The organism is Vibrio sp. ABG19 (genome assembly GCF_029962385.1).
Classification (GTDB): domain Bacteria; phylum Pseudomonadota; class Gammaproteobacteria; order Enterobacterales; family Vibrionaceae; genus Vibrio; species Vibrio ostreae.
Genome location: NZ_CP071708.1, coordinates 2,272,054 through 2,297,269 on the forward strand (window position 1 = coordinate 2,272,054; position 25,216 = coordinate 2,297,269).

At 50.9% G+C, this 25,216-nt stretch carries 21 protein-coding genes; 15 read left to right on the forward strand and 6 right to left on the reverse strand.

The features are described 5' to 3' along the window. Positions 1–51: 51 nt before the first annotated feature. Entirely contained in the window at positions 52–777 is a 726-nt protein-coding gene (locus J0X00_RS16725; protein ID WP_282477256.1) for a DUF3379 family protein, read from the reverse strand. Further along, positions 770–1,276, reverse strand: a complete 507-nt coding sequence (locus J0X00_RS16730) for a sigma-70 family RNA polymerase sigma factor (RefSeq protein WP_240798158.1) — start codon at positions 1,274–1,276, stop codon at positions 770–772. The genes J0X00_RS16725 and J0X00_RS16730 overlap by 8 nt, the downstream gene beginning before the upstream one ends. Before the next feature lie 646 nt (positions 1,277–1,922). Between J0X00_RS16730 and fadI the strand changes: the two genes are divergently transcribed. Next, complete coding sequence (gene fadI, locus J0X00_RS16735; protein WP_218563391.1) at positions 1,923–3,230, forward strand: acetyl-CoA C-acyltransferase FadI; 1,308 nt, start codon at positions 1,923–1,925, stop codon at positions 3,228–3,230. Further along, positions 3,230–5,368, forward strand: a complete 2,139-nt coding sequence (gene fadJ, locus J0X00_RS16740; RefSeq protein WP_282477257.1) for a fatty acid oxidation complex subunit alpha FadJ — start codon at positions 3,230–3,232, stop codon at positions 5,366–5,368. The genes fadI and fadJ overlap by 1 nt, the downstream gene beginning before the upstream one ends. Positions 5,369–5,423: 55 nt before the next feature. Here fadJ and J0X00_RS16745 read toward each other — a convergent pair whose 3' ends face one another. Beyond that, positions 5,424–6,617 (reverse strand): ISL3 family transposase, encoded by a 1,194-nt coding sequence (locus J0X00_RS16745; RefSeq protein WP_282476786.1) that lies wholly within the window; start codon positions 6,615–6,617, stop codon positions 5,424–5,426. Between the two features lie 243 nt (positions 6,618–6,860). Here J0X00_RS16745 and J0X00_RS16750 point away from each other — a divergent pair, with 243 nt between their 5' ends. Then, positions 6,861–7,409, forward strand: coding sequence for an NAD(P)H nitroreductase (locus J0X00_RS16750; protein WP_136484330.1), 549 nt, complete (start codon positions 6,861–6,863; stop codon positions 7,407–7,409). 98 nt (positions 7,410–7,507) lie between these two features. Here J0X00_RS16750 and J0X00_RS16755 read toward each other — a convergent pair whose 3' ends face one another. Beyond that, positions 7,508–8,383, reverse strand: coding sequence for a LysR family transcriptional regulator (locus J0X00_RS16755; RefSeq protein ID WP_136484329.1), 876 nt, complete (start codon positions 8,381–8,383; stop codon positions 7,508–7,510). A 251-nt stretch (positions 8,384–8,634) separates the two neighbouring features. Between J0X00_RS16755 and J0X00_RS16760 the strand changes: the two genes are divergently transcribed. The 7 genes from J0X00_RS16760 (at position 8,635) to recR (ending at position 14,655) form a co-directional block, all read left to right on the forward strand. After that, positions 8,635–9,738: a response regulator gene (locus tag J0X00_RS16760; protein ID WP_282477258.1), complete on the forward strand. Its 1,104-nt coding sequence runs from the start codon at positions 8,635–8,637 to the stop codon at positions 9,736–9,738. A 459-nt stretch (positions 9,739–10,197) separates the two neighbouring features. Continuing rightward, complete coding sequence (locus J0X00_RS16765; RefSeq protein ID WP_136484327.1) at positions 10,198–10,329, forward strand: hypothetical protein; 132 nt, start codon at positions 10,198–10,200, stop codon at positions 10,327–10,329. A 90-nt stretch (positions 10,330–10,419) separates the two neighbouring features. Continuing rightward, positions 10,420–10,824: a YbaN family protein gene (locus J0X00_RS16770; RefSeq protein ID WP_136484326.1), complete on the forward strand. Its 405-nt coding sequence runs from the start codon at positions 10,420–10,422 to the stop codon at positions 10,822–10,824. Positions 10,825–10,959: 135 nt separating this feature from the next. Beyond that, positions 10,960–11,505 (forward strand): adenine phosphoribosyltransferase, encoded by a 546-nt coding sequence (gene apt, locus J0X00_RS16775; protein ID WP_136484325.1) that lies wholly within the window; start codon positions 10,960–10,962, stop codon positions 11,503–11,505. 13 nt (positions 11,506–11,518) lie between these two features. Next, the gene (gene dnaX, locus J0X00_RS16780; RefSeq protein ID WP_282477259.1) at positions 11,519–13,633 is read left to right on the forward strand and encodes a DNA polymerase III subunit gamma/tau; all 2,115 of its coding nucleotides are present in this window, start codon (positions 11,519–11,521) and stop codon (positions 13,631–13,633) included. Between the two features lie 77 nt (positions 13,634–13,710). Further along, positions 13,711–14,040 (forward strand): YbaB/EbfC family nucleoid-associated protein, encoded by a 330-nt coding sequence (locus tag J0X00_RS16785; RefSeq protein ID WP_136484323.1) that lies wholly within the window; start codon positions 13,711–13,713, stop codon positions 14,038–14,040. A gap of 15 nt (positions 14,041–14,055) precedes the next feature. Beyond that, a complete protein-coding gene (recR, locus tag J0X00_RS16790; protein WP_136484322.1) occupies positions 14,056–14,655 on the forward strand; it encodes a recombination mediator RecR in 600 nt (199 codons plus the stop codon). A gap of 66 nt (positions 14,656–14,721) precedes the next feature. On the opposite strand, the gene J0X00_RS16795 is transcribed toward recR, so the two are convergent. Next, positions 14,722–14,970 carry a YkgJ family cysteine cluster protein gene (locus J0X00_RS16795; RefSeq protein ID WP_136484402.1) on the reverse strand — a complete coding sequence of 83 codons (249 nt, stop codon included), beginning with the start codon at positions 14,968–14,970 and terminating at the stop codon, positions 14,722–14,724. Positions 14,971–15,126: 156 nt separating this feature from the next. On the opposite strand from J0X00_RS16795, the gene J0X00_RS16800 reads away from it, so the two are divergent. From J0X00_RS16800 to J0X00_RS16810, 3 genes are all read left to right on the forward strand, one after another. Further along, positions 15,127–15,564 (forward strand): YcgN family cysteine cluster protein, encoded by a 438-nt coding sequence (locus J0X00_RS16800; RefSeq protein ID WP_282477260.1) that lies wholly within the window; start codon positions 15,127–15,129, stop codon positions 15,562–15,564. A 484-nt stretch (positions 15,565–16,048) separates the two neighbouring features. Beyond that, positions 16,049–18,385: a starch-binding protein gene (locus J0X00_RS16805; protein WP_282477261.1), complete on the forward strand. Its 2,337-nt coding sequence runs from the start codon at positions 16,049–16,051 to the stop codon at positions 18,383–18,385. Further along, positions 18,378–21,575, forward strand: a complete 3,198-nt coding sequence (locus tag J0X00_RS16810) for an alpha-amylase family glycosyl hydrolase (RefSeq protein ID WP_282477262.1) — start codon at positions 18,378–18,380, stop codon at positions 21,573–21,575. The genes J0X00_RS16805 and J0X00_RS16810 overlap by 8 nt, the downstream gene beginning before the upstream one ends. Positions 21,576–21,650: 75 nt before the next feature. Here the strand turns inward: J0X00_RS16810 and J0X00_RS16815 are convergent, their stop codons facing one another. Continuing rightward, complete coding sequence (locus tag J0X00_RS16815; RefSeq protein WP_282477263.1) at positions 21,651–22,046, reverse strand: DUF4168 domain-containing protein; 396 nt, start codon at positions 22,044–22,046, stop codon at positions 21,651–21,653. A gap of 364 nt (positions 22,047–22,410) precedes the next feature. Here J0X00_RS16815 and J0X00_RS16820 point away from each other — a divergent pair, with 364 nt between their 5' ends. Further along, positions 22,411–23,865: a HAMP domain-containing sensor histidine kinase gene (locus tag J0X00_RS16820; RefSeq protein WP_282477264.1), complete on the forward strand. Its 1,455-nt coding sequence runs from the start codon at positions 22,411–22,413 to the stop codon at positions 23,863–23,865. Further along, entirely contained in the window at positions 23,862–25,214 is a 1,353-nt protein-coding gene (locus J0X00_RS16825) for a sigma-54 dependent transcriptional regulator (protein ID WP_282477265.1), read from the forward strand. Before J0X00_RS16820 ends, J0X00_RS16825 begins: the two co-directional genes overlap by 4 nt. Positions 25,215–25,216 lie beyond the last annotated feature (2 nt).

Consider the following 25,216-nt stretch of genomic DNA (forward strand, 5'->3'; position numbering starts at 1 on the left):
TAACTCTACTTTAACATTTAAAAACCCGCTCAATAGAGCGGGTCGGAAAGATTATTTTGATGATTTTATCATCGGCATCAGATGGCGGGCGATTTTGTCGACGTTTTCACCCTCGCCACCAACCAGTATCAGGCTCATATTACCAACCGGTTTAATCACGCCTGTCATGCCATTCTGGTTGAAATTGACTTTGCCTTCAGCGGGCATATGGGTCAAAAACAGCGTGACTTTGCCGGTTTCGCCTTGGAATACCACATGCAAGGCGTTGGAGTCTCCGAAACCGCAGTGGTTAAGGTAGTAGACGTGATACGGAAAGCTCTTGTCGAACTGATAATGGAACGGGCGCATCTTGGCGTTGATTTGCCGTGAGCTGACCTGTTCGTCAATCGAAGCTACAAATCCTTCTTCATTCAACACGTGGCTGACCGCCATCTCTGCCAGGCTGGCCTGGGCAGGTGGCACCAACAGGTTACCCCAGTTCACTTGGCCAGCCAGAAGGCCGAACACAAATGCGACCGAGGCGGCCATTGCCATGGCGCGGCGCATAAAGCGTGGACGCACAACATTATCATTGACGGCGTTATGACTGAACAAGATACGATCCGCCAGGCTGTCGGGCACATCGACCCGCATCGCCTCGGCAATTTTCGCATCAAGATTGAGAATATCTTCCGCATACCTGGCGTGACTGTCACTGGCCGAGATGGCCTGTTGTATCTCTTTATCGCGATGCTTCGGATCGGACAGAATGCGACGACGGAATTCTAATTCATCCATTTTGCTGCCCTCTGTAGTTGTCTGCGGAATCTAACATGTCTTTCAATTGATTGCGGGCTCTGAATAAACGAGTCATCACCGTGTTTTTATTGAGCTCCAGTATATCGGCGATTTCTTCGCCACTAAAGCCACCGATTACCTGCAAAAAAAGCGGTTCGCGGTAGTCGATGTCCAGTTTCATGATTTGTGCCTGCAGCCATTCCTGTTGATGATGTGCATCATCAGAGACTTTGGCTTCGCTACTATAATCATCCAAATCGACCAAATCGAATTGCTTGCGTTCGAAACGACGCGCATTCTCCCGGCGTAAGATGGTGATCAGCCAGGATTTTGCCGCCTTTTCATCTTGCAGGCTATCGAGTGATTTCCACGCGCGCAGGCAAGTTTCCTGCACCAGATCCTGAGCCACGCTTTGATCCTGGCATAGCCAGTAGGCATAGCGGTAGAGATCGCGGTGGTAAGCACGAACCAGTGCTTCATATTTTTTTTGTCTGTCCATACCGGTATTGACCGGAGGTTTGGAAAATTTCTTTCCGATTTTTTTCAGTAATGACACAAAATTCTCCGTGCGCTAACCGTATGTGCTCAGCTTACTTACCAGGCTGAGTCCCGGTTCGGTTGTGAAATGTGGTCAGAGATTGTTCTGAATCAAGTTTAGGCAGTAATGCCCCTTCAAAACCACGATAAAATTGATCTAATTCAAAATGTGCTGTGCTGAGCGCGCTATAGTGGTTCACGTCATCTAGTTAGTCCTTGTGGCTAGCGTGTTGAGCAAGATGACACTTCCTTTTGAAGGCTGACTTTACTTTCTCCTAATCAGGAAACTGATTACTTTTCAATTGGCGTAAGTTAATTGCTTGAATACATTCCGACCACACAGTTCTGTGTGGTTTTTTTTTGCCGGTCATTTGCCAACCGACGGTACCGGTTACCGGCACAGCGTCAGGTTACCTGCATACGTGCTCTCTGTCTGTTTATTGAAAAACTTTCAATCTCTTTACTAACAACTGGGGTGATTGTGCGAGAGTAAACAAGAAATCGTGTGTTTCAGTGTGCATATCACGTTTATTTAAACGCTCGTTTGATTGTGTTAACAACTTGGTTACAATGAGTTCAGGTCAGACCTCTTATTGGAAGGAGAAACAATGGGCACTCAGCAAGTCACAACACGTTCGGGAGAGCGTGTGGCTATCGTTGCGGGGCTACGTACGCCTTTTGCACGGCAAAGTACCGAGTTTGCGCAGGTTCCGGCGCTGGATCTGGGCAAAATGGTGGTCAGCGAAATGCTGGCACGTTGCGATTTGGATCCGGCATTGATTGAGCAAGTGGTGTTCGGTCAGGTTATTCAGATGCCTGCTGCGCCCAATATTGCGCGTGAAATTGTGCTCGGCACCGGAATGAACATCCATACTGACGCTTACAGCGTTACCCGAGCCTGTGCAACCAGCTTTCAGTCTGCGGTGAATGTCGCCGAGAGCATTATGGCCGGCACAATAGACATCGGTATTGCCGGCGGTGCGGACTCTTCTTCTGTACTGCCGATTGGCGTGTCTAAAAAGCTTGCTTCCGGTTTACTGGCTTTGAGTAAAACCAAAACTCTGGGCCAGAAACTGCAGGTTCTCAAATCCCTTTCGTTGAAAGATCTGATGCCGGTACCTCCTGCGGTCGCGGAGTATTCGACCGGTTTATCAATGGGACAAACCGCTGAGCAGATGGCGAAGTCACATGCGATTTCCCGCCATGATCAGGATGCTCTGGCTCATCGTTCTCATACGCTGGCTGCTAAGGCATGGCAGGAAGGGAAAATTCGTGATGAAGTGATGACGGCGTTTCCTGAGCCGTATAAAAAGTGGATCGACCGCGACAACAATATTCGTCATGACTCGACCCTGGAAGGTTATGCCAAACTGCGTCCGGCATTCGATCGCGATTACGGCAGTGTGACTGCAGCCAACAGTACACCACTTACCGACGGTGCTGCGGCAATCCTACTCATGCGGGAAGGAAAGGCTAAAGAGCTGGGTATGGAGATCATGGGTTATCTGCGTTCCTACGCCTTTTCTGCGATTGGCGTCGAACAGGACATGCTGATGGGGCCATCGTATGCCACACCTCTGGCGCTGGACAGAGCAGGTATTACCCTGGGCGATCTGACCTTAATTGATATGCATGAAGCCTTTGCCGCGCAAACACTGGCTAACCTGAAAATGTTCGCCAGTGATTCGTTTGCCCAGCAAAAGCTGGGGCGCAGTCAGGCGATTGGTGAAGTGGATATGGATAAATTTAACGTACTGGGTGGCTCTATCGCTTACGGCCATCCGTTTGCCGCAACCGGCGCTCGCATGATCACCCAGACTCTGCATGAGTTAAAACGACGCGGCGGTGGGTTGGCGCTCAATACCGCCTGTGCAGCTGGTGGCCTCGGTGCAGCCATGATTCTGGAGGTGGAGTAATGAGTGAAGCGAAAGCGTTCCAGCTGAGTGTGGATGAACAGCACATTGCCTGGCTGGCGATTGATGTTCCCGGTGAAAAAATGAATACCTTGCAGGCTGCGTTTGCCGATGAAATGGCTGCCGTTTTTGCCCGGCTCGACAGCCAGAAAAATCAGCTCAAAGGTTTGATTGTGCATTCACTCAAGCCGGACAACTTTATCGCAGGTGCTGATGTGCGCATGCTGGAGGCGTGTCAATCTGCTCCGGAAGCTCAGGCACTGGCAGTGCAAGGGCAGCAGATGTTTCAGCAATTGAGTGAGCTGCCGTTTCCGGTAGTGGCGGCGATTCATGGCCCTTGTCTCGGCGGTGGTCTGGAGCTCGCTCTGGCTTGTGATTACCGGGTTTGCAGCGATGATGATAAAACCCGGCTGGGCCTGCCGGAAGTCATGCTGGGGCTGCTGCCTGGCTCCGGTGGGACCCAGCGCTTACCGCGTTTAATCGGTTTGCTGCCAGCATTAGATTTGATTCTGACTGGTAAACAATTACGTGCCCAAAAGGCCAAAAAGCTTGGTGTGGTGGATGCGTGTGTGCCGCAATCGGTGTTACTCGATGTGGCCAGAAGCTTTATCGACAACAAGGGTAAGCGAAAGTCTCCGCTTAAGCTGTCGGCAAAAGAACGTCTGATGTCGCGTACCGGTGTCGGCCGTAAAGTGATCTTCGATCAGGCTGAGAAAAAGACCCGGCAGAAGACACGCGATAATTATCCTGCCGCCAAAGCGATTCTGGAAGTGATCCAACATGGTCTGGAAAAGGGATTGCAGCCTGGCCTGGAACTTGAGGCCAAGCGCTTTGGTGAACTGGTGATGACCTCTGAGTCCAAAGCACTGCGCTCGATTTTCTTCGCTACCACAGAAATGAAAAAGGACCATGGCGGCGACGCTAAACCCGCTAAAGTGCGCCGGATTAGTGTGCTTGGCGGGGGGCTGATGGGCGCGGGGATCAGCCACGTCAGTGTTGCGAAAGCCGGGCTGCCAGTACGAATTAAAGATGTGTCTAATGACGGTGTGCTTAACGCATTAAGTTACAACTATAAGTTGTTCACTAAGCAGCGTAAGCGCCGCATTCTGAGCCAGGCGCAGTTGCAGGCTAAAATGACCCTGCTCAGTGGTGGAACCGATTTTACTGCCTTTAACCACACTGATGTGGTGATTGAAGCGGTATTTGAAGATCTGAAACTTAAGCAGCAAATGGTGGCGGATATTGAAGCCAATGCACAGGACAGCACCATCTTCGCTACCAATACTTCTTCTCTGCCGATTGGTCAGATAGCGGAGAAAGCTGCGCGCCCGCAACAGATTGTCGGCCTGCATTATTTTAGTCCGGTGGAGAAAATGCCGCTGGTGGAAGTCATCCCGCACGCGACCACATCGGATCAAACCATCGCGACTGTGGTCGAGCTGGCGCGTAAGCAGGGTAAAACGCCGATTGTAGTCAAAGACTGTGCCGGATTTTATGTGAACCGTATTCTTGCACCTTACATGAATGAAGCCGCGCAGATCCTGATGGGCGGTGAGCCGATTGAGCGTTTGGATTCTGCGTTGCTTGATTTTGGTTTCCCGGTTGGACCTATCACGCTGCTCGATGAAGTGGGTGTCGACATTGGCGCCAAGATCATGCCGATTCTGATTAATGAGCTTGGTCCGAGATTTAAAGGTCCGGAGGTCTTTGACACTCTGCTCAAGGATGGCCGCAAAGGGCGTAAAGCCGGTAAAGGTTTCTATCTTTATAAAGGCAGCAAAAAGAAAGAGGTGGATAAATCGGTCTATAAGCTGCTTAAACTGACGCCGCAATCGAAGCTGAGTGATAAAGATATCGCGATGCGCTGTATATTGCCGATGTTAAATGAGGCGGTACGTTGCTTAGATGAGGGCATCATCCGCAGTCCGCGTGACGGTGATATCGGCGCTATCTTCGGGATTGGATTTCCGCCATTTCTCGGTGGTCCGTTCCGTTATATCGATCAGATTGGGATTAAAGCTCTGGTTGAGATAATGAACCAGCACGCTGAAAAATACGGTGACCGCTTTGCGCCTTGTGATGGGCTGCTGACCCGGGCAGGATTGGGTGAGAGCTTTTATGCGGGATCAGTGGCGACATAAATAGCGGGAATGATCCGACATCAGCGGGGCCAGTATCGGCCCCGCTTTTTATGGTTCATCGCGGCTTTCCGGGGAAAGCCGCTTTTATCTTTAAAAAAAAGTAATCGATATCTCGGTAACCGTAGCCCATTCGTTTGATTAACTTTATCTTGTTGTTTATCCCTTCGAGCGTACAGGTATTGAGTGGGTAGCTTGCAGAAGCAACGATGCCATGAAGATACGGTTTGAGCTTTCTCGCGAAGTCCATAAGCGGCTTGATCCCGCTTTCTTGAACTTGCTCCCACCATACGTCCCATAAGTCTTCCGCTTCTCTTTCCGACTGGCACCTCCATAACTCTTTAAGCTGAGAGCCAAGTAAATACGTCACCATTAAGTCCTTGTTCATGCTCAGTATCTCACTCAGATAGCTCTCCTGCTTACCGTCTAAATTAGCTCTGTTTTTGAGGAGAACCCAGCGTGAACGTTTCACCCATTGGCGCGTTTTCTTGTCCTGTTTGAGTTGATTAGCTTGGTCAACTCTGACTCTATCCATCACTTCCCGGCCAAATTTGGCGACCACGTGGAATAAGTCGTACACAATGCGGGCGTTAGGACAATGTTGCTGCACTTCAAAGTCGAAAGCCGTATTCATATCCATTGCAACCGCTTCTATGTTCTGGCTATGCTCACCGAGTAATTCAAAGAAGGGACGGATATCTTTTCGGCTGCGTCCGACGCCTATCCAAAGCACTTGATGCGTCTTAGCATCCGCGATAACAGTGGCATAACGATGTCCCTTGAAGAGAGCAAACTCATCCATGACCAGTTGTCTCAGCTCTGCCCAGTTAACCTCTGGCACCACATGTTGCAGCCGACGCTTATCTATCGCCTTAATCGTATGCCAATGAACCCCCGTCATCTGGGCAATATGTTTGATAGGAAGAAGAGGCAACAACTGCTCAATGTAACTTCTTAAGCGGTTAGTCAGGCGAGCAAAAGGTTCAAGCCAAGAAATAGATTCGGTTTTGATACCGCAGTCAGGGCACTTGATACGCCTTGTTTGTAGGGATAGCTCGACGGGTACGCCGAGAATCATCGCTTCCTTAATCGTGCGCCACTGATAATCATGTATGGCTTGAACATGTTGCCCACATGAACATCGAGCAGTTGTGCTGGGTTGGAGAGTAATCGTGATGAGAGAAGACGTTTGTACAGACTTTACGACATGAAAGCCTTCCCAGAACGATGATAGGAAAGTATGATTCGGCATGAAAACGGTAGTTTGTGTAAGGTTGTGTTTGGCGATGTAACCTTATCACTTACTACCGTTTTTGTTTTAAGTTCCCGCTAATCCGCGATGAACCTTTTTTATTTGCTCCGACTTTGCCTTGGCTGACGTTTCCCGGCTTACGCTTTCCAATAAAGGCGGCGATGCGTGATGGCTGGTATTCTAACTTGTCTGCCGAGTGTGCTAGCATTACCCGAATAATCAAGAACCTAAGAAGGACCCAATATGGACGCTCTTGAACTGCTGTTAAACCGTCGCTCGGTCGCCAAACTGGAAGCACCTGCGCCGGAAGGTAAAGCGCTGGAGAACATCATTCGCGCGGGCCTGCGTGCACCGGACCACGCCAATCTGACCCCGTGGCGCTTTGTGATTGCTCAGGGGCGCGGTTTGCAGAAACTGTCCGATATTCTGGTTAAGGCAGCGCTGGCAGAAAACAGTGAAGAAGCCGTGGTCACCAAACTGAAGAATGCGCCGTTTCGTGCCCCGATGGTCATTACGGTGATTGCCAAGGTCACGCCGCATGAGAAAGTTCCGGCACTGGAGCAGCATTTATCGGCTGGCTGTGCGGTGCAGGCGATGCAAATGGCAGCGGTAGCACAAGGCTATCAGGGGATCTGGCGTTCAGGTAACTGGATGTTCCATGCCGATGTGCGTGCGGCATTTGGTCTGGAAGGTGAAGATGAAATCGTCGGTTTCCTGTATCTTGGGACCCCGACCAGCACTCCGATGAAAGCTCCGGAACGTGAGCTGAGCCAGTTTGTGGAATACCTATAACTGCGCTGAATGTCAGCCTGTATGCCTTCTGTTCGGACCAGAACAAAAAATGCCAGTAACGCTAAGTTACTGGCATTTTATTGGGTTACTGTAGCCTGTTAGTGAATGTTGTAGGCAATCACGAAATCTATGAACAAGCGCACTTTCTCCGGCAGATGGTCTTTATGGTTGTAGAGCATATAGATGTCGCGCGGGTTAGCACTCCAGTCTTCCAGCACCCGAACCAGGCTGCCGTCGGCAATAAATTCGCGCAGCATGACGTCTGGCATCAGAGTGATGCCTAAACCTTCGGAGCAGGCGCTGCGCACGACATTCAGTGCGTTGGCCTGAAAGCGTCCTTTGTCGTTGTTGGTGACGACTTCGCCTTTGGTGCTGGTCAGTTGCCACTTGATCAGCGGGTAGCCTTTCAGCAGTGAGTGACGCACCAGATCTTCGGCATGTTTTGGCGCCGGATTGGTGGCCAGGTACTCCGGGCTTGCGACCAAAATATCTTTCACATCGCTGATTTTACGGGCAATCAGGCTAGAATCTCGTTGTGGTCCGACCCGGAAAATGACATCCCATTCGGTTGGGTCAAGCTGATCCGCATGGTTGCTGGTGGTCAGCTCAATATTGATTTCAGGATACTCGCGCATGAAGTCATTGAACATCGGCATCATCATGCGTTTGGTCAAATTGTAGGGCGCTGAAATCTTAATTTTACCGGAGGCACCACGACATTCATCGGTAATCTCTTCCGTCATGGAAGCCAGGCGCTGCAGCAAGGGTGAGCAATCTTTAAAGAAACGTTCACCGGCTTCGGTCAGCGACAGTTTACGAGCGTGGCGATTCAAAAGTCTTAGATTCAGCGAATCTTCAAGCGCTTGAATGCGTCGGGTAATGGTCGCTACAGGTATCATCGTCTTACGAGAAGTGGCGGTGTAGCTACCGTTTTCGACAACCAGTCGAAAAAGGTTTAGATCATCTAGTTTCATCGTTCCTGACACATTATTTTACGAATTTGAGTAATTTATACGGATATCCAAAGGCAAAGATTGAGTGATGTCAACTTGTTGGACGATTTGTGATATTCCATACATATAGTATGCAACCCAGGTGCAAAGTGGAATATTTGTATAAATCTTATTTCAAGGCTACTTTTAAGTAACGTGAGAAACCATCTTATAACAATAATTCAAATTGTGAACAGCAAACACATTGCAAACGCATAGTGGGGTAGGGGGCTATGTACAAAACACACATCGAAACGCCAGATATTTCGGCTACCAAAGTGCCAGATGAGAAGTTAATTATGCTGGTGGATGATGACCCGATATTCAGGCGTATCACCAGCGGTTACCTGTCTGCGCAAGGCTATAAAGTGATGGAAGCCGAAGACGGACTGGACGGGCTGAGGAAACTGAGGAAGACCGAACCGGATTTGGTGCTGTGTGATTTGTCGATGCCCGTGCTGGACGGTATTGAGTTTGTGGAAGAGGTCAGCTTGGAGTATCCGTCGCTGCCCATGATTGTGGTGTCGGCCACCGACGAAATGTCCGACGTTGCCAAAGCGCTGCGTTATGGCATTAAAGATTTCCTCGCCAAGCCGATTGGCAATCATGAACACTTAAGTTGTGCCATTGAGAGTACGCTCGAGGACACCTGTAACCATTTGGCGGATCAACGCGATTTTGCCAGTCAGTGGTTCCAGGTCGATGGCGGCGGTGATATTCCTGAAGAGCAGGAGTTGCACTGGCATCTGGAGTATTTGCGAGACAACCCGAGTGCGGCCAAAGATCTGTTACATGCGTTGCTGCCGGAAAAAGACACTGCGCAGGGCGCGTGGAAATGCAGCTATCGTCTGTTGCAGTCAGCGGATGTGATGCCGTTAGTGTTTGACTATGCGTGGCTGATGAATGGTCAGTTTGCGTTTTATGTGGTGGATTCATCGAGTAGCCACGACAAAGGGGTGGCAGGTACTTTGCTGGTCCGTGCCCTGTTTAATGATTACTTACGTAACTTGCGCAGTTTTAGTGCTGATCTGAAAGATCTGGCGGAGATTGTCGAGCGTGGACTGGAATGCTCCGAGTGCGCCGAGCCCGTCGCGGCTCTGTTTGGGGTTGCTAATTTGTCAGACGGAACCTTGTCTCTCTTGCCCGCCGGGCTGGATAGCCAGTGGTCGAACGGTTACATGACGCAGCACATAGCCGCGGGATTGAACCTGGGTGAAAACTGCCTTAAAAACTTCATTACCAAAGACTTACTGATTCACGATGCCTGTCAGCTGTCGTTGAGTTGTCTCGGATCCTGTAGCTTTGTGCTGGACATTTATCAGGGCAGCAATAACTGATCGCAGACTAAAACTGACAGCAGGCCAGAGCGATGGACACTGGCTCGGTTGCTTTTAGTTACCCTTTTAGCTACCTCAGGTAACTTAGTTGCTTTGGTAACATGGGTAGTGTACGTCAATCATATTTTGTCAGATGCAGGGCTTTGGCCCTGCATTTTCTTTTCAGCAGTTGAGCTGGTTTGCATCAGGCTTATCACGTGCAAAGGCAAATGTGAGCCAGTTAACCGGTTACTAATATCCCTGTTTATAGTCAGTGTTTATGGTGGGTTGTTTAAGTTATAGTCAGCGTCAATAATTAACCACCGCCTGGCGTGCGGTTTGGGATAACGCCGGCTGTAGCAAGCCTATTTCCGCAGTAAGTCGCCATAAAGTCGGGGGATAAGCTGGTTTACCGGAGACGGGAGTCGGCAATAACAAGTCGGCAATAACAAAAAGTCACCTACAACAGAGAAGCGAATCATGGCAGACAAAGAGTTTAAAGAACCTTATAATGTTTTATACTTTTTAGGTTTCATCCTGGCCCTGTTAGTACCGACCTTACCTGCGACCCTGACCTGGCTTCGTGTGGTCAATGGCTACGCCGGGTTCTGATATCGGTTAAGGTTGGAATGACGGCTGCCTGTCGGTTATTCCACCAACGCGCAACCATGCTTTTGACCAGGTAGCGCGCACAATAGTTAAGTGAGGTTCACCATCAATATTCGACATGCTGTACTCAATGTTGTTGGTGTGCTGAGCGTTTGCCTGGGTGTTCTGGGTATCATACTTCCTCTTCTTCCCACCACGCCCTTTATTCTGCTGGCCAGTGCGTGTTTTTTCCGCAGTAGCCCCAGATTTCATCGCTGGTTGCATGAGCATTCGCTGTTCGGGCCGATCATTATCAACTGGCAGCAGAACAAAGCAGTATCGAAGCAGGTTAAGCAACGCGGTTGCGTATTTATTGTGCTCAGCTTTGCGCTTTCTATCGCTGTTGTTCCTCATCTTTGGTTAAAGAGTCTGCTGTTGGTCGGTTTAGTGGTGCTGATTATCGTGTTTCTGCGTCTTCCTACTCACGAGCTGGTTGCTAACCAACAAGAAAATCACTAGCATTGTGGAGAAGTGTGCCCGCTCTTCGAGTGGGCGTTTGTTTTTTCGGCACATGGAAAGTTTTTTACAGTGCAGAAACCGTAAATACCCCAAGCGGAGAGATGCCGCGTCGGGCCAATCAAAGTTAATTTTGTTATGACAACCGAAACTCTTTCACTGATTAAATCCAGCATCAAAAGCATTGAGAACTATCCAAAGCCGGGCATTTTGTTCCGCGACGTGACCAGTCTGCTTGAAGATGCAAAAGCTTACCAGGCGACTATCCAGCTGTTTGTTGATCGTTACAAAGAGATGGGGTTCACCAAGGTAGTGGGCACAGAAGCACGTGGTTTCCTGTTTGGTGCGCCACTGGCTCTGGAGCTGGGGTTAGGTTTTGTTCCTGTTCGTAAACCAGGCAAACTGCCACGTGAAACCGTGGGTCAGACTTACGATCTGGAATACGGTACAGACACACTGGAAATTCACGTAGACGCTATTCAGCCAGGCGACAAAGTACTGGTGGTGGACGATCTGCTGGCAACCGGCGGTACCATCGAAGCGACGGCAAAACTGATTCGTCAACTGGGCGGTGAAGTGGAGCATGCGGCGTTCGTAATCAATCTGCCAGAAATTGGTGGTGACAAGCGGCTGGAAGGTTTAGGCTTGAACGTTTACAGCATCTGTGAATTTGAAGGTCACTAAATCGGAAGGTTTCATGAGTTATCTAGCCTTAGCGCGAAAGTGGCGGCCCACAAAATTTAAAGAAGTCGTGGGTCAGGCACATGTATTAACAGCTTTAGAAAATGCTCTGGCACAGAACCGTCTCCACCATGCGTACCTGTTCAGCGGAACACGCGGTGTCGGTAAAACGACCATAGGTCGTCTGTTTGCGAAAGGGCTGAACTGTGAAACGGGCATTACGGCCACCCCTTGTGGTGAGTGTGATACCTGTAAAGAGATTGATCAGGGCCGTTTTGTTGACCTGTTAGAGATCGATGCCGCTTCACGAACCAAAGTTGAAGATACGCGCGAACTGCTGGATAACGTGCAGTACAAACCGGCCCGTGGCCGGTTTAAAGTCTACCTGATTGACGAAGTGCACATGCTCTCGCGCCACAGTTTTAACGCTTTGCTTAAAACGCTTGAAGAGCCGCCTGAGTATGTGAAATTCCTGCTCGCGACGACCGACCCGCAAAAACTGCCGGTCACCATTTTGTCGCGTTGTCTGCAGTTCCACCTCAAACCGATCAATGTTGACACCATTACTGAGCAGCTCAGTCATATTCTGCAGCAAGAGCAGGTCGACAGTGAGGCGAAAGCCCTGTCACTGATTGCGCACGCTGCCGATGGCAGTATGCGTGATGCGCTCAGCCTGACCGATCAGGCCATTGCTTTGGGTAATGGCCAGGTACAAAAAGATGTTGTGGCGCATATGCTCGGCACGCTCGATACGGATCAGGCACTCCATCTGCTCCAGGCCATCAGCAGTCAGCAACCACAAACCGTGATGGAGCGTATCGACGCTCTGGCGCAAAACGGGGTTGAGTGGGATGGTCTGTTGCAACAGCTCGCGACTCAATTGCACCGTGTTGCCATGTATCAGGCGTTGCCTTCCAGTGTCGATAAAGCGCAGCCGGATGCTGAGCAAATTCAGTGGCTCGCCAAAGCATTGGCGCCGCAGGATGTCCAACTCTATTACCAAATCGCGCTCAAAGGCCGTGATGATCTGGCGCTGTCACCCACCCCGCGTATCGGGATTGAGATGATTGCGCTGCGTATGATGGCATTTCGTCCATCACAGACCTCGCTGGCAAATGTAATTGCGCCGCAGCCGGCTGCACAGCAGATTGCCCGGCCGCAATCGGCTCCTGCGGATACGACACACACTCCGGCCGCTCAGCCGCAGGCGGTTCAGGCTCAAGCGGCGACGCAGCCTTCAGAACCGGCATCCGGCTATGCTCCGGCTACTCAGCCAAGCATGCCTGCGAACCCGCAAAGCATGCCAGCCAATTCGACGGAAAGCGGTGGCTATCAGCAGCCAATGCCATCTGATAGTTCAGAACCGGCACCTCAGCCAGCGCAGCAGGTTCAGGTTACCCCACAACAAGCTCCGCCGGCATCACCGGTTGCAGGGCTGCGCCATCAACTGCGCTCGCAGCGTCAGGGGCTAGCGCAAAAGGGTAATGATACAAAAAAGTCTGATGCGACATCTGCCAAGCCGGTTTCGGTTCTTGAGCGTGTAGCCCAGCGTGGTCAGCATGCCGCGCAGATGTCGCCCTATACTGCGCAGCAGAGCGAAGATCAAGCGCCGAGTGATGAAGCTTACCAGTGGCGCCCGATGCAAGAAGCGCCGATTGAAGCGCCACAAAAAAATGAGCTGACTCCAACCCAGATTAAACGCGCGCTGGAGCATGAAAAAACGCCGGAGATGACGCAAAAGCTTATCGATGAGGCGAATGCCCAGGATGAGTGGGCTGCCCTTATCCAGCGCCTCAATACGCCTAAGCTGGTGGAACAGTTAGCACTTAACTCGACTTACCGTAAACAGGGGGCAACCATTGAGCTGACTCTGCGTGCGACTCATGCCCACCTCAACACCGACCGTGCCCAGAGTGAACTTCTGCAGGCATTAAATGACCAACTTAATGAAGAGTGTCAATTGTCGGTGACTATTGGTGAAGAGGGCGAAACGCCGCTGGAATTGAGAGAGCGCCTGTATCAGAGCAAACTTTCACAGGCGATTGATAACCTTGTGGCAGATCCTAACGTACAATTTATTGAACGCCGTTTTAGCGCTGCTCTCGATAAAGACAGTGTTAGACCGATATAACTGCGACTGTGGACTTGAGATTTCGCTCAATTACCCCCACAGTATGTGAAACAATGAGATAAACCAGAGAGATAAAGATGTTTGGTAAAGGCGGAATGGGCAACCTGATGAAGCAAGCCCAACAGATGCAAGATCGCATGCAAAAGCTTCAAGAAGAAATTGCAAACATGGAAATCACCGGTGAATCTGGTGCTGGCCTGGTTAAAGTCACTATCACTGGCAGTCACAGCGTACGTCGTGTCGAAATCGACGACAGCCTGATGGAAGACGACAAAGAAATGCTGGAAGACCTGATTGCAGCCGCATTTAACGATGCGGCGCGTCGCGTTGAAGAAACTCAGAAAGAAAAAATGGCAAGCGTTACCGGAGGTATGCAACTACCACCGGGTATGAAAATGCCGTTTTAATTACGAGTCAGTTTAATGCGCACCAGTCATATGCTGGAGCATTTGATGGAGGCCTTACGTTGTCTGCCTGGGGTTGGCCCCAAGTCAGCGCAGCGTATGGCCTTTCATTTGTTGCAGAGAGACCGTAAAGGTGGCCTGCAACTGGCAGATGCTCTGAGTCAGGCAATGGTTGAAATCGGCCATTGCAGCGAATGTCGTACCTTTACTGAGGAGGACATTTGCCATATTTGTCAAAATCCGAAGCGTCAGGAAAACGGCCAGATCTGTGTGGTGGAAAGCCCGGCAGATATTGCGGCGGTAGAAGCCACGGGTCAGTACTCCGGTCGCTATTTCGTGCTGATGGGCCACCTGTCACCGCTGGATGGTATCGGGCCGAGTGATATTGGCCTGGACGTGCTCGATTTTCGCTTGCAACGTGGTGACGTGACCGAAGTGATTCTGGCCACCAACCCGACGGTGGAAGGTGAAGCAACGGCGCACTACATCGCAGAGCTGTGCCGCGAGCACGATGTCTCAGCCAGCCGTATTGCCCACGGTGTACCGGTGGGCGGTGAACTGGAGCTGGTCGACGGGACCACCTTGTCTCACTCGCTGCTGGGCCGACAAAAACTGTAATAAAAAACCGCGCATCATGGCGCGGTTTTTTAATCTCTCAATCTGAGCTGCGTTTGAGCGTGAGGCTCAGGTCAGCTGTTCCAGTTCGGTGATATTGTCCAGGGCCTGCTGATTAGTGCTGCCGCACACACTCGGGCACGGTTTGAACTGGTGGCATACTTTAGGGCGCTCCGCCTTGCCAAACAGCTTACATAAATTGTCATCATTGAGCTGAATACAGCGCACACCGGCCGGCTTACCATCGGGCATACCCGGAATCGGGGAAGAAATACTCGGCGCAATACAGCATGCGCCGCAACCCAGTCTACATTCCATCATTTACCTACTTTTGTGTGTTCGCTCAATAAGGGCGGCGATCCTACCAGAAATCGTCGCGGCTCGCAGCGGGATCGCAGAATATTTATCCTTGAACTTTGTAGGGCAGGAGGGTATAAATCGTCCCCCTGAAACAAGACAGGAAAAACAGACGTTATGAGCACTCCATTTTGGCAAAGCAAAACCCTGGATCAAATGACCGAAGCAGAGTGGGAATCCCTGTGTGATGGTTGCGGCAAATGCTGCCTGCACAAGCTGATGGACGAAGACTCAGACGAGGTGTATTACACCAATGTCGCGTGCAGCTGGTTAAACAGCGAAACCTGCTCTTGCAAAGATTACCCGAACCGTTTCAGCTCAGGCGAAGAGTGCCTCAAGCTGACTCGCGACAAGATCGATGAATTCCACTGGCTGCCGGACACCTGCGCGTACCGCCTTTTGGCCGACGGTGAAACCCTACCAAAGTGGCACCCGCTGATCACCGGCTCCAAAGCCGCCATGCACGCCGCCGGCGAAAGCGTACGCAATAAAGTGGTGTACGAGATTGATGTGGTGGACTGGGAAGATCACATTTTGAATCACCCGAACAGATAGTAAGGTATCAATAGATTATCAGGGTTAGCATTTGGCTAACCCTTAGTTAAACAGAGAACATCGCCAGATGGACGTTATGTGCCAGCTCTTGGCTCTCATGCTTTTTCGCGCAAGAACATCAATAAATGCCACAGACACAATATTCAATTAGTTTGGAAAGGCGGAGATGGATATTAACCTTGTGTCGGCCAGATCACTTTATGTAGCCCCCGCAATCTGTGATTGGAATTTGATTTTTAAATAATATTTTAAAAATCATAATAATATATTGATAAGTATATGTTTGAAAATTTTCAGCGATAATGTTCACTGGCTATATATACGTTCGGTGATATTGATCTAATATTGATATTTATATTCAGTACCATTCATGATTTTGCTCACGTTGAAATAAAACAACTTATAGCAAAGAATTAATTTACACCTACCTTAATTTCTATTTGTTGATGTTATTTGACAATAAATCTGAAAATAAGGAATAAAAATGAAAACCAAGCTAAGCTTGGCCGCAGGGTTAATTATTACCGGGCTGGCCTTTCCCTCTGTCACATTCGCAAATCAAGTACCCGGGTCGACATTCGTACATTTGTTTGAATGGCAGTGGAACGATATTGCAACCGAATGCGAAACCTTTTTGGGGCCGAAGGGATTTGCGGCTGTTCAGGTATCACCACCGCAAAAAAGTGTTGATAATCCTGCCTGGTGGTCAAGATACCAGCCTGTAAGCTACTCATTTGAAGGACGCAGTGGTAACCGGCAAGAATTTCAAAGCATGGTGCAGCGTTGTAATGCTGCGGGTGTCGATATTTATCTGGATGCGGTCATCAATCATATGGCAGCGGGGAATCGTTCTTTTCCTGAAGTGCCTTTTGGCGCGAATGACTTTCATACTTGTACCAGCGATATTAATTATTCCGACCGATGGTCGATTCAAAATTGTGATTTAGTCGGTCTGAATGACTTAAAAACCGAATCGGAATATGTGCGCCAGAAAATCGCGGATTATATGAATGATGCTATCAGTATGGGGGGGGCTGGTTTCAGAATTGATGCTGCGAAACATATACCTGCCGCGGATATTGCCGCGATTAAAAGTAAGTTAAATGGTTCACCGTATATCTTTCAGGAAGTGATTGGTGCCGGCGGTGAGCCGGTTCAGCCAAGTGAATATACTTATATTGGTGATGTGACGGAATTTAATTTTGCCCGCACGATTGGACCGAGATTTAAGCAGGGTGGTATTAATCAGTTGCAGGGAATCGGCAGTTGGAGCGGATGGCTGTCGAGTGAAAATGCGGTGACGTTTGTGACTAACCATGATGAAGAGCGTCATAACCCGGGCCAGGTTTTAAGTCATCAGGATTTCGGTAATTTATACATGTTAGGGAACGTGTTTACCCTGGCTTACCCGTATGGTTATCCGAAAGTAATGTCCGGTTATTACTTCAACAACAATTTCGACGCAGGACCACCGCCCTCCGGTGTCCACTCAGGAAACAGTTGTGGCTTTGACGGCGGTAACTGGGTTTGTGAGCACAAATGGCGTGGCGTTGCCAATATGGTGGCGTTTCGTCATCATACTGCAGCCGAGTGGCGTGTGACCAACTGGTGGGATGATGGTTATAACCAGATTGCATTTGGCCGTGGCGGCTTAGGCTTTGTGGTGATTAATCGTGATGACAGCAAAGCCATCGATCAAGGTTTTCAAACCGGTATGCCGGAGGGCGAATATTGCAATGTGATTGCCGGTGACTACGATGCGGCAACCGGGATCTGTGACGGTCCGACGGTGGCGGTTGATTCGTCCGGTTGGGCTCACTTTACCGTGACTCAGCATGATGCGGCGGCGATTCATGTGGGCGCTAAAGTTTGTGCAGGCTGCAGTAACCCAACGCCAGGACCGACTCCTGTCCCGGATTCTGCGGTCAGCGCCACTGCGCTGTGTGTCGATAACCGAAGCGGATTGAATCATCCTAACCTGTACTACTGGGATGCCCTGCCAGCGGGAAGTATCGCCGATGCTTCGTGGCCTGGTGCGGCGATGAGTGCTAACGGTGATTTCTTTTGTCATGACTTAGGCGTTGTGGTTGACAGTGTGAAGGTGATTTTTTCTGATAACGGCGCACAGCAAACTGATGACCTGATAGCGAGTTCCGGCCAGTGTTATTCGAACGGCCAGTGGCGTGCGTTGCAGGATTGTGGCTTTACCGTGAATAGTGAAGACGGTGGAAATACCGAACCTGAGCCCGTGACCCAAAGTAGAGTGTGTTATGACAATGCAGCCGGCCATACTCAGCCAACCCTTTATTACTGGGATGTCGTGGCTGGTGAGCCCGTGGCTGATGCGACCTGGCCAGGTGTGGTCATGACGCATGAAGAGGGGCTGTACTGTTATGATTTTGGCACGGATGTTCAGAGCGTGAATCTTATCTTCAGCAGCGTCGGAGCCAATCAGAGTGCTGATTTAGCCACGGCTGCGCCAAACCTGTGTTACCAGTCAGGTCAATGGCAACCTTTAACGAGTTGTGGTGCTGTGCCAGTTGCTGGCGGGGATGAAGCCTGGTACTTCCGCGGAACTCCGAATGGCTGGGGGCTGACGGCGCTGCGTTATGATGCTGACACGGGTTTGTATAGCACTGTGCAAAGTTTTCAGGGCGAGGAATCTCCGGCGCGCTTTAAAATCGATGATGGAACCTGGACCGACACTTATCCGGTCAGTGATTATCAGGTCGGTGACAATGCGAGTTACCAAATTGATTTTAACAGTGTGACTAAGCAGATCACCGTTAGTAACTCATTGGTGGGCACTGCACATGAATAAATTCCTATTGAGCACGCTAGGGCTCGCGATGATATCTTCGCCGTTGTCAGCACAGTGGTATTACCGCGGTACTTCCAACGATTGGGCCGCAGCCCAAATGAGAGCCTTGGGCGGAGATATTTATCAAATATGCCAAGTATTCAACCAAGGTGATGCGACGGGTGGGCCGCGTTTTAAAATTGACCGAGAGGGCGACTGGGCGGAAAGTTATCCTGCCAGCGACTATATCGTCAGTAGTAATCAGGTTGTTTCGATTACGTTTAACGCCAGCAGCAAACAGGTTTTGGCAGAGCCGGTTGACAGTTGTGCGACGCAGAGCGAGCCAGTGTTTAGTCAGCTCTATTTTCGTGGAACGGCCAATGATTGGGCTGTGACGCCAATGCAGCGTGTAGCGGAAAATGTCTGGCGAGTGGCGGTTAACTTCGACGGCCAGCCGAATCAGCGCTTTAAGTTTGACGTGCTCGGAGACTGGACGCAAAACTACGGTGACACTAACCAAGACGGTGTGCTGGAGTTCTCGGGCGACGATATCGTCACTGCTGTTTCCGGAGCCTATGATGTCGAGGTGAATGAACAGACACTGGCTTACACACTGGTGAAAACCGGTGAGATTAATCAGGCTCCGGTCGCGCACATACAGGCTTCCACCGATCAACCGGCCGTGCAGGGCGAGAGCGTCACTTTTTCTGCCGCCAGCTCTTATGATCCGGACGGGACCATTAGGTCTTTCTTGTGGAATACCGGTCAAACCACGGCTTCAATCGATGTCATCTTTGCACAGGCCGGGTTGCAAACGGTGACTGTGACGGTGACTGATGACCAAGGTTTGTCTGCACAAGCCAGTGTCACGGTCGAGGTGGTGGGCAGTGATGAGGACACATGGTATTTCCGTGGCACGTCCAACGCATGGTCCAGTGAATCGATGGCTACCGAGGGCGGCGATTTATATTGTACCGAACAAAGTTTTGACAGCGCTGACCCCCGCTTCAAAATCGATCACTATGGTGATTGGGCAGAAAGCTATCCGGCGCAGGATTATCGGTTAGCACAGGCTGGGGATTATCAGATTTGTTTTAACGCGCTGAGCAAAACCATCTCTGCTACTCTGGCGCAGGGCGAAGACACTATTCCTCCGGTGGTTACAGTTACACCTTCACCGGGCAGTTATGCGGACAATCAGTCGATCCGGCTGGCAGTCAGTGATAATCAGGACAGCGCTCCGCTGTTGTACTTCACCACCGATGGCAGCGAGCCCAGTGAACAGAGCCCTCGCTATACCGGTCAGGAAATCGTGGCCAGCGATATCTCGTTCGGGGTCGATTTACAGATCCGAACCTTAGCGGTTGATGTCGCGGGAAACCGGCGTCTGCAATCCTTCCAGTATCGTATTGGTGAGGCCAGTGCTGGCAGCAGCGATTTTCGTAGTGAAACCATCTACTTTCTGATGACGGCACGTTTTTATGATGGTGACAGCAGCAATAACTACTACAACCGTGACCGTTACAAAGCCGGTGATCCGCAATGGCGTGGTGATTTCAAAGGCTTGATTGAGCAGTTGGATTACATCACGGACCTCGGATTTACCGCGATTTGGGTCACGCCCCCGGTGGAAAACCGCTCGGGGCTCGATTATCACGGTTACCATGCGTATGACTTTTATACCGTCGATCCGAGGCTGGAATCTGAAAGCGGTACTTATCAGGACTTCATCAATGCCGCTCATGCGAAAGGGCTGAAAGTCATTCAGGATGTGGTTATTAATCACTCCAGCCAATATGGTCTGCGCGGTAAAGTATGGATCGATCATATGCCAATCAAATATTACGTGCCGCAAGGCTCGGAGCAGGGGCTGATTGATAATGGCCCGTACCAGGGCAACCTGGGGGATTATATTACTGCCAATCGCTGTGATGATGATAACCCGACTGCCCCGGCTTGGTATCGTGAGGCCTGTCAATCGGATCCTGATGGTATGCAACCGATAGTTGATCCGAAAAGCGGGGTAACGCTGCCACTGGCCGGTTACGATCCGAACCGATTCTTTGGTATTGATGCCCAGGGATTGGATCCGCAGTGGTACCATCTCGATGGTTTTATGTCAGGGGGCGATTGGGAAAATCCGCAAGCGCTGCAAAACAAGCACATGGCAGGGGATACCATAGATCTGGCAACAGGTAACCAGAATGTGAAAGATTACATCAATGGTGCTATTCATCAGTATTTAGACATGGGTGTGAATGCCATCCGCCTCGATACGGTGAAGCACGTAGAGCGCGATGAACTGCTGGAGTACGTCAATAATTGGAAAGCTTACAAGCCGGATCTGTTTGTATTCGGCGAGAATCTGGTCAAAGGGACCGGTTGGGGGGCTGAAATCGCCAATGATAATGCTTCTGCGGTGATCCGTCCCTGGTGGTACACCCGCACGACTCAGGATCCGTCTGACCCGAATGGCGGCGGCGATTCAGGTTTCTCGGTACTTGATTTCTCTTTGTTTTCTACCTTCCGTGATAATGTGACCCGCGGCAATTTTGGCGGAATTGGCGGCATCTTCTCGATGGACTGGATTTACGGTGACGCGACTCAGCTGGTGACCTTTTTCCAGAACCATGATGTTGGACCCGACAATGACTTCAAATACCGCTATGGCGGAGACGAAGCGAATGCGGCATTGGTGTACAATTTACTGTGGACCGCACGTGGCATTCCGACGCTGTATTATGGTGAAGAAATCATGTTTCAGGCTGGTTTACCTCAGGATATTGCCAGCTCTAATGATACCCTCGATCAAACTGGCAGGGCGTATTACGGCGAGCATCTCGACAACGTGGCGGCTACCCGGTCACATCCGCTTTATCAGCATATCAAACGACTGAATATGCTCCGGGCTGCAGTGCCTGCTTTGCAAAAAGCGCCGATGAGTGCAGTGAATGAGTGGGGGGCGGGTATCAGTTTTATTCGCGATTTGAGCTCGGAGGGCAGTTATGCCTTGGTCGGGCTTGCTGCGGGCAGTGACCAGAAAGTGACGATGAGCCAGGTGATGAATGGCTCGTACACCGATGTGGTGTCCGGTGAAACCAGGCAAGTGTCTGGTGGGTCTTTGTCGTTTACTGTACCGGCATATTCGGTCAGGATCTGGGTACTCAACGGTAGCGGACAAATCGGAGAGCCGGGAAAATATCTTAAGTAACTTGGCTGCTAATTATAGTTAACCATAAGAAAAGGGAGCCGCGCGGCTCCCTTGTTTATATCGGCCAATGGGTCATTAACCTTCGCTCATCTGCTGTAAGCGCGATTGCAGTGAAGTGTCGTTCTGCACGGCACGCGCGATCAGGTTGTAATCTTCTACGGACAAACCGGTGTCCTGCACGGCATCAACCATTTCCTGGTTGGCTTGCTGCTGAATCTCTTGTGCTTCTTTTGGATCTTCACTGTTTTTCAGTTTGGTCATCGCGTCAACACGGATCTCATTGACGGATGCCTGAGCCTCGGCAAACTGCTCCAGTTGCTCGTCGTTAACTTCAATCGGTTGAGCTTGCTGCGGTGCAGCAGCTTGCTGTTGTTGCTGCTGTGTCTGTCCCTCTTGGGCAGCAAATGCCGAGGTGGCAGTGACAGAGGCTAGCATTGCAGTCATCAGGGCGGTCATGGTTAGTTTGCGCATAATAGAACTTCCTTCCGTTTTATGTGATTCGCTCTAACTATTGCGAGAACCTTGCCAACTTTTTAAATCTAAAATTATCTATTTGTTTATATTGAATTAATTGTAGTTTTGACATGAATTTGACCTGCGTATTGTGAGCCGTAATGTGTCCTTGTGATACGGTTGAATCTGTCGGTTGTGACAAAAGTATACACTCGCGTGAAGCGGGTGAGCGGGGACAAACAGGGGCCCGAAGTAAATGCATCGACTCAGCAAATTATGGGCATCCTGCCCCCTGAACAGCGGTTTTCCTGAAGAAAGTGACCTTAAGAGACAGTCACCGTAAGGGAGATTGAGTTGAATAAAGACGGGTACGGAGGCACTTGTGAAGAAAAAGTATCGCATGACCTTAACCATGCGCATATTGCTGTTGGTGTTTGTGCCGTTATGGGCGCTATCCGGAGCCTCGATAGGAATTGGTACTCATTACATGGCTGAGCAGCAGACGCGTAAGCTCAAAGATGACATTAAATTGATCGCGCGCGCGATCCGGGTGCCCATCGGTGAAGCGATTAACCAGGGGGATTTAGCCACGGTTCGGCGTACGCTGGATGCGGTGTTTTCTCTCGGGCAGGTGTATGGCGCGTCGGTTTATAACGAAGATGGTCAGCGTATCGCAGCAGCCGGTATTGCCGGCCAGGAAGACAGTACCGATAACCCGTTGGCTGAACAGTTGGTGCGCGTTGGTCAGGATGGCGATGCCTACCAGCATCAGGCCGGTCGCCGGGTGTTTTCCCATTTTGTGCCGGTGACCGATGAAACCGGCAAAATCTCCAGCATGGTGGAAGTGACTCGCCGCGCCAGTGATTTCTCTGCCACCATGGACCGCATCATTTTCTGGGCGTGGGGCTGCTGGGGTGTAGTGGGGTTGCTGACGCTGGGTATTGTACTGCTCGGCTATCGGCAGGCGGTCGGCCGCCAGGTGGCGAACTTAACCAACGTCATGGCGGATGTGGGCCGCGGACAGCTGGGAGTGCGGGCGCCGCAATCGAGTGCCACTGAGCTGGGCACGATTGCCGAGGCGTTTAACCAGATGCTGGATGATATCGAACAGGCTCAGCAGGCGATTGCCGCACACCGCCAACAGGAAGCAACCCTAAACCAGCAGCTGGAACGTCAGGAACGGATGGCGGCTTTGGGGCGTTTAGTCAGTGGTATCGCGCATGAACTCGGCGCGCCGCTCAATGTGATTGATGGCCGGGCACGTCGTCTTAGCCGGCATCATCAGCAAGAGTCTGCACAACATGAACTCAGTGCCATTCGTGGCCAGGTGCAGCGCCTGACCCGCATTGTCCATCAACTGCTGGATTTTTCACGCAGCGGTGCACAGCGTGAAGCGATTGAGCTGCGTGAATCGGTGCAGGCTGCGGTGGATTCAATCAAACATGAACTGGCATCTGTGCCTCCGAAAATTACAGTGGATATCCCGCCTGAGGTCAGCGTCACGGTCGATCCGGCCCGCTTTGAGCTGTTGTTGGTGAACTTATTGCGCAATGCCTGTCAGGCGGCCGTTTCTCAGGTCGGCGTGAGTTATCAAAGCGATGCGGATAGCTGGTCTCTGTCGGTGTGGGATGATGGCGCTGGTATTGACGCTGAACTCGATCCACAGCGACTGCTGGAGCCGTTTTTTACCACCAAACCCAAAGGGCAGGGCACAGGGTTAGGCTTGGCGATTGTGCATAATATCGTGAGCGATCATCACGGTGAGTTGCGTTTAAGCCATGCTCAGACGGGCGGTCTGCAAGTGTCACTGCGTTTTCCTGAGGAAGTGAAAGCATGAATATTTTATTAGTGGAAGATGATGCCGATCTGGCGGAATTGTTGTGTGAAGAGCTCGAAGCCGAAGGCTATCAGGTTACGGTGGTCGATTGTGTAGAAGCCGCCGAGCCACTTCTGGCCACGACCAATGTTGATTTGGTGATTTCTGATTTACGTCTGCCGGGGCGTAACGGTATCACTCTGCTGCCTGTGGTGAAGGCGATGAACAATGCGCCGGCGATGTTGCTCATCACGGCGTTTGGTTCGGTCGACCAGGCCGTGCAGGCGCTTAAAGCCGGGGCGGACGACTTTCTGACCAAACCGTTTGATATGGACCACTGCCTGCTAACGGTACGCCGCTTACTAGAGCATCGTCAGTTAAAAGAAAGTATCGGCGGACGCCGTTTTCACGGCATATTGGGTGAAAGTACTGTGATGCAAAGTCTGTTCAAAAGTATAGAACAGGTTGCGCGGGCTGACAGTCCGGTGCTGGTGCTGGGTGAGAGTGGCACCGGTAAAGAGCTGGTGGCAAAAGCGATTCATCAGCAGAGTGAGCGCAAGCAAGGGCCGTTTCTGGCAGTGAACTGTGCCGGTATTCCCAATGAGCTGTTAGAAAGCGAGTTTTTCGGACATGCGGCCGGGGCGTATACCGGTGCGGGCAAGTCCCGGCAGGGCCTGCTGCGCGAAGCGCAGGGCGGTACGCTACTCTTGGATGAAATTGGTGAAATGCCGCTCGCGCTGCAAGCGAAACTGCTGCGGGTATTACAGGAAGGCACGGTGCGTCCGGTCGGCAGTGATAAAGAAGTGGCGGTTGATGTGCGCATTATCGCTGCTACCCACCGAGATCCGGAAGCCATGGTGGCTGAGAATCAGTTCCGTGAAGACCTGTTTTTCCGGCTGGAAACCTTCACCCTGCAGGTACCACCGCTCCGTCAGCGCGGCGATGACATTGCACTGCTCACCCGTTACTTTATGACTCAGCAACAGCAAAAGGGTAAAACGCAGGCACATCAACTCAGTCAGGCGGCATGGCGACTCCTGCTCAATTACGGTTTTCCCGGTAATGTGCGCGAGCTGCAAAACGCGATAGAACGTGCCGCGGTATTTTGTGATGGTGAAGAGATCATGCCGGAACATCTGCCGCAACGTATGCGCCAGTCGCAGGACTCTGCGTTGAAAAATGTATTTGAGGGCTTATCGTCTGAGGCCATGCCGCCACTGTTGTCGCTGCAGCAAGACTATGTGCACTACGTGATGAAAAAGACCCAGGGTAACAAAGCGCAGGCGGCACAGATCCTCGGCGTGACACGCCGGACCTTGTACCGCTGGCTGGAAGAGGCGCAGGCCGAAGAGTCAATTTCCAAAGATTGAGG

Coding starts and splice junctions, on each gene's coding strand:
- J0X00_RS16725 (WP_282477256.1), bottom strand. CDS start 777: ATGGATGAATTAGAATTCCGTCGTCGCATTCTGTCCGATCCGAAGCAT.
- J0X00_RS16730 (WP_240798158.1), bottom strand. CDS start 1,276: ATGGACAGACAAAAAAAATATGAAGCACTGGTTCGTGCTTACCACCGC.
- fadI (WP_218563391.1), top strand. CDS start 1,923: ATGGGCACTCAGCAAGTCACAACACGTTCGGGAGAGCGTGTGGCTATC.
- fadJ (WP_282477257.1), top strand. CDS start 3,230: ATGAGTGAAGCGAAAGCGTTCCAGCTGAGTGTGGATGAACAGCACATT.
- J0X00_RS16745 (WP_282476786.1), bottom strand. CDS start 6,617: ATGCCGAATCATACTTTCCTATCATCGTTCTGGGAAGGCTTTCATGTC.
- J0X00_RS16750 (WP_136484330.1), top strand. CDS start 6,861: ATGGACGCTCTTGAACTGCTGTTAAACCGTCGCTCGGTCGCCAAACTG.
- J0X00_RS16755 (WP_136484329.1), bottom strand. CDS start 8,383: ATGAAACTAGATGATCTAAACCTTTTTCGACTGGTTGTCGAAAACGGT.
- J0X00_RS16760 (WP_282477258.1), top strand. CDS start 8,635: ATGTACAAAACACACATCGAAACGCCAGATATTTCGGCTACCAAAGTG.
- J0X00_RS16765 (WP_136484327.1), top strand. CDS start 10,198: ATGGCAGACAAAGAGTTTAAAGAACCTTATAATGTTTTATACTTTTTA.
- apt (WP_136484325.1), top strand. CDS start 10,960: ATGACAACCGAAACTCTTTCACTGATTAAATCCAGCATCAAAAGCATT.
- dnaX (WP_282477259.1), top strand. CDS start 11,519: ATGAGTTATCTAGCCTTAGCGCGAAAGTGGCGGCCCACAAAATTTAAA.
- J0X00_RS16785 (WP_136484323.1), top strand. CDS start 13,711: ATGTTTGGTAAAGGCGGAATGGGCAACCTGATGAAGCAAGCCCAACAG.
- recR (WP_136484322.1), top strand. CDS start 14,056: ATGCGCACCAGTCATATGCTGGAGCATTTGATGGAGGCCTTACGTTGT.
- J0X00_RS16795 (WP_136484402.1), bottom strand. CDS start 14,970: ATGGAATGTAGACTGGGTTGCGGCGCATGCTGTATTGCGCCGAGTATT.
- J0X00_RS16800 (WP_282477260.1), top strand. CDS start 15,127: ATGAGCACTCCATTTTGGCAAAGCAAAACCCTGGATCAAATGACCGAA.
- J0X00_RS16805 (WP_282477261.1), top strand. CDS start 16,049: ATGAAAACCAAGCTAAGCTTGGCCGCAGGGTTAATTATTACCGGGCTG.
- J0X00_RS16810 (WP_282477262.1), top strand. CDS start 18,378: ATGAATAAATTCCTATTGAGCACGCTAGGGCTCGCGATGATATCTTCG.
- J0X00_RS16815 (WP_282477263.1), bottom strand. CDS start 22,046: ATGCGCAAACTAACCATGACCGCCCTGATGACTGCAATGCTAGCCTCT.
- J0X00_RS16825 (WP_282477265.1), top strand. CDS start 23,862: ATGAATATTTTATTAGTGGAAGATGATGCCGATCTGGCGGAATTGTTG.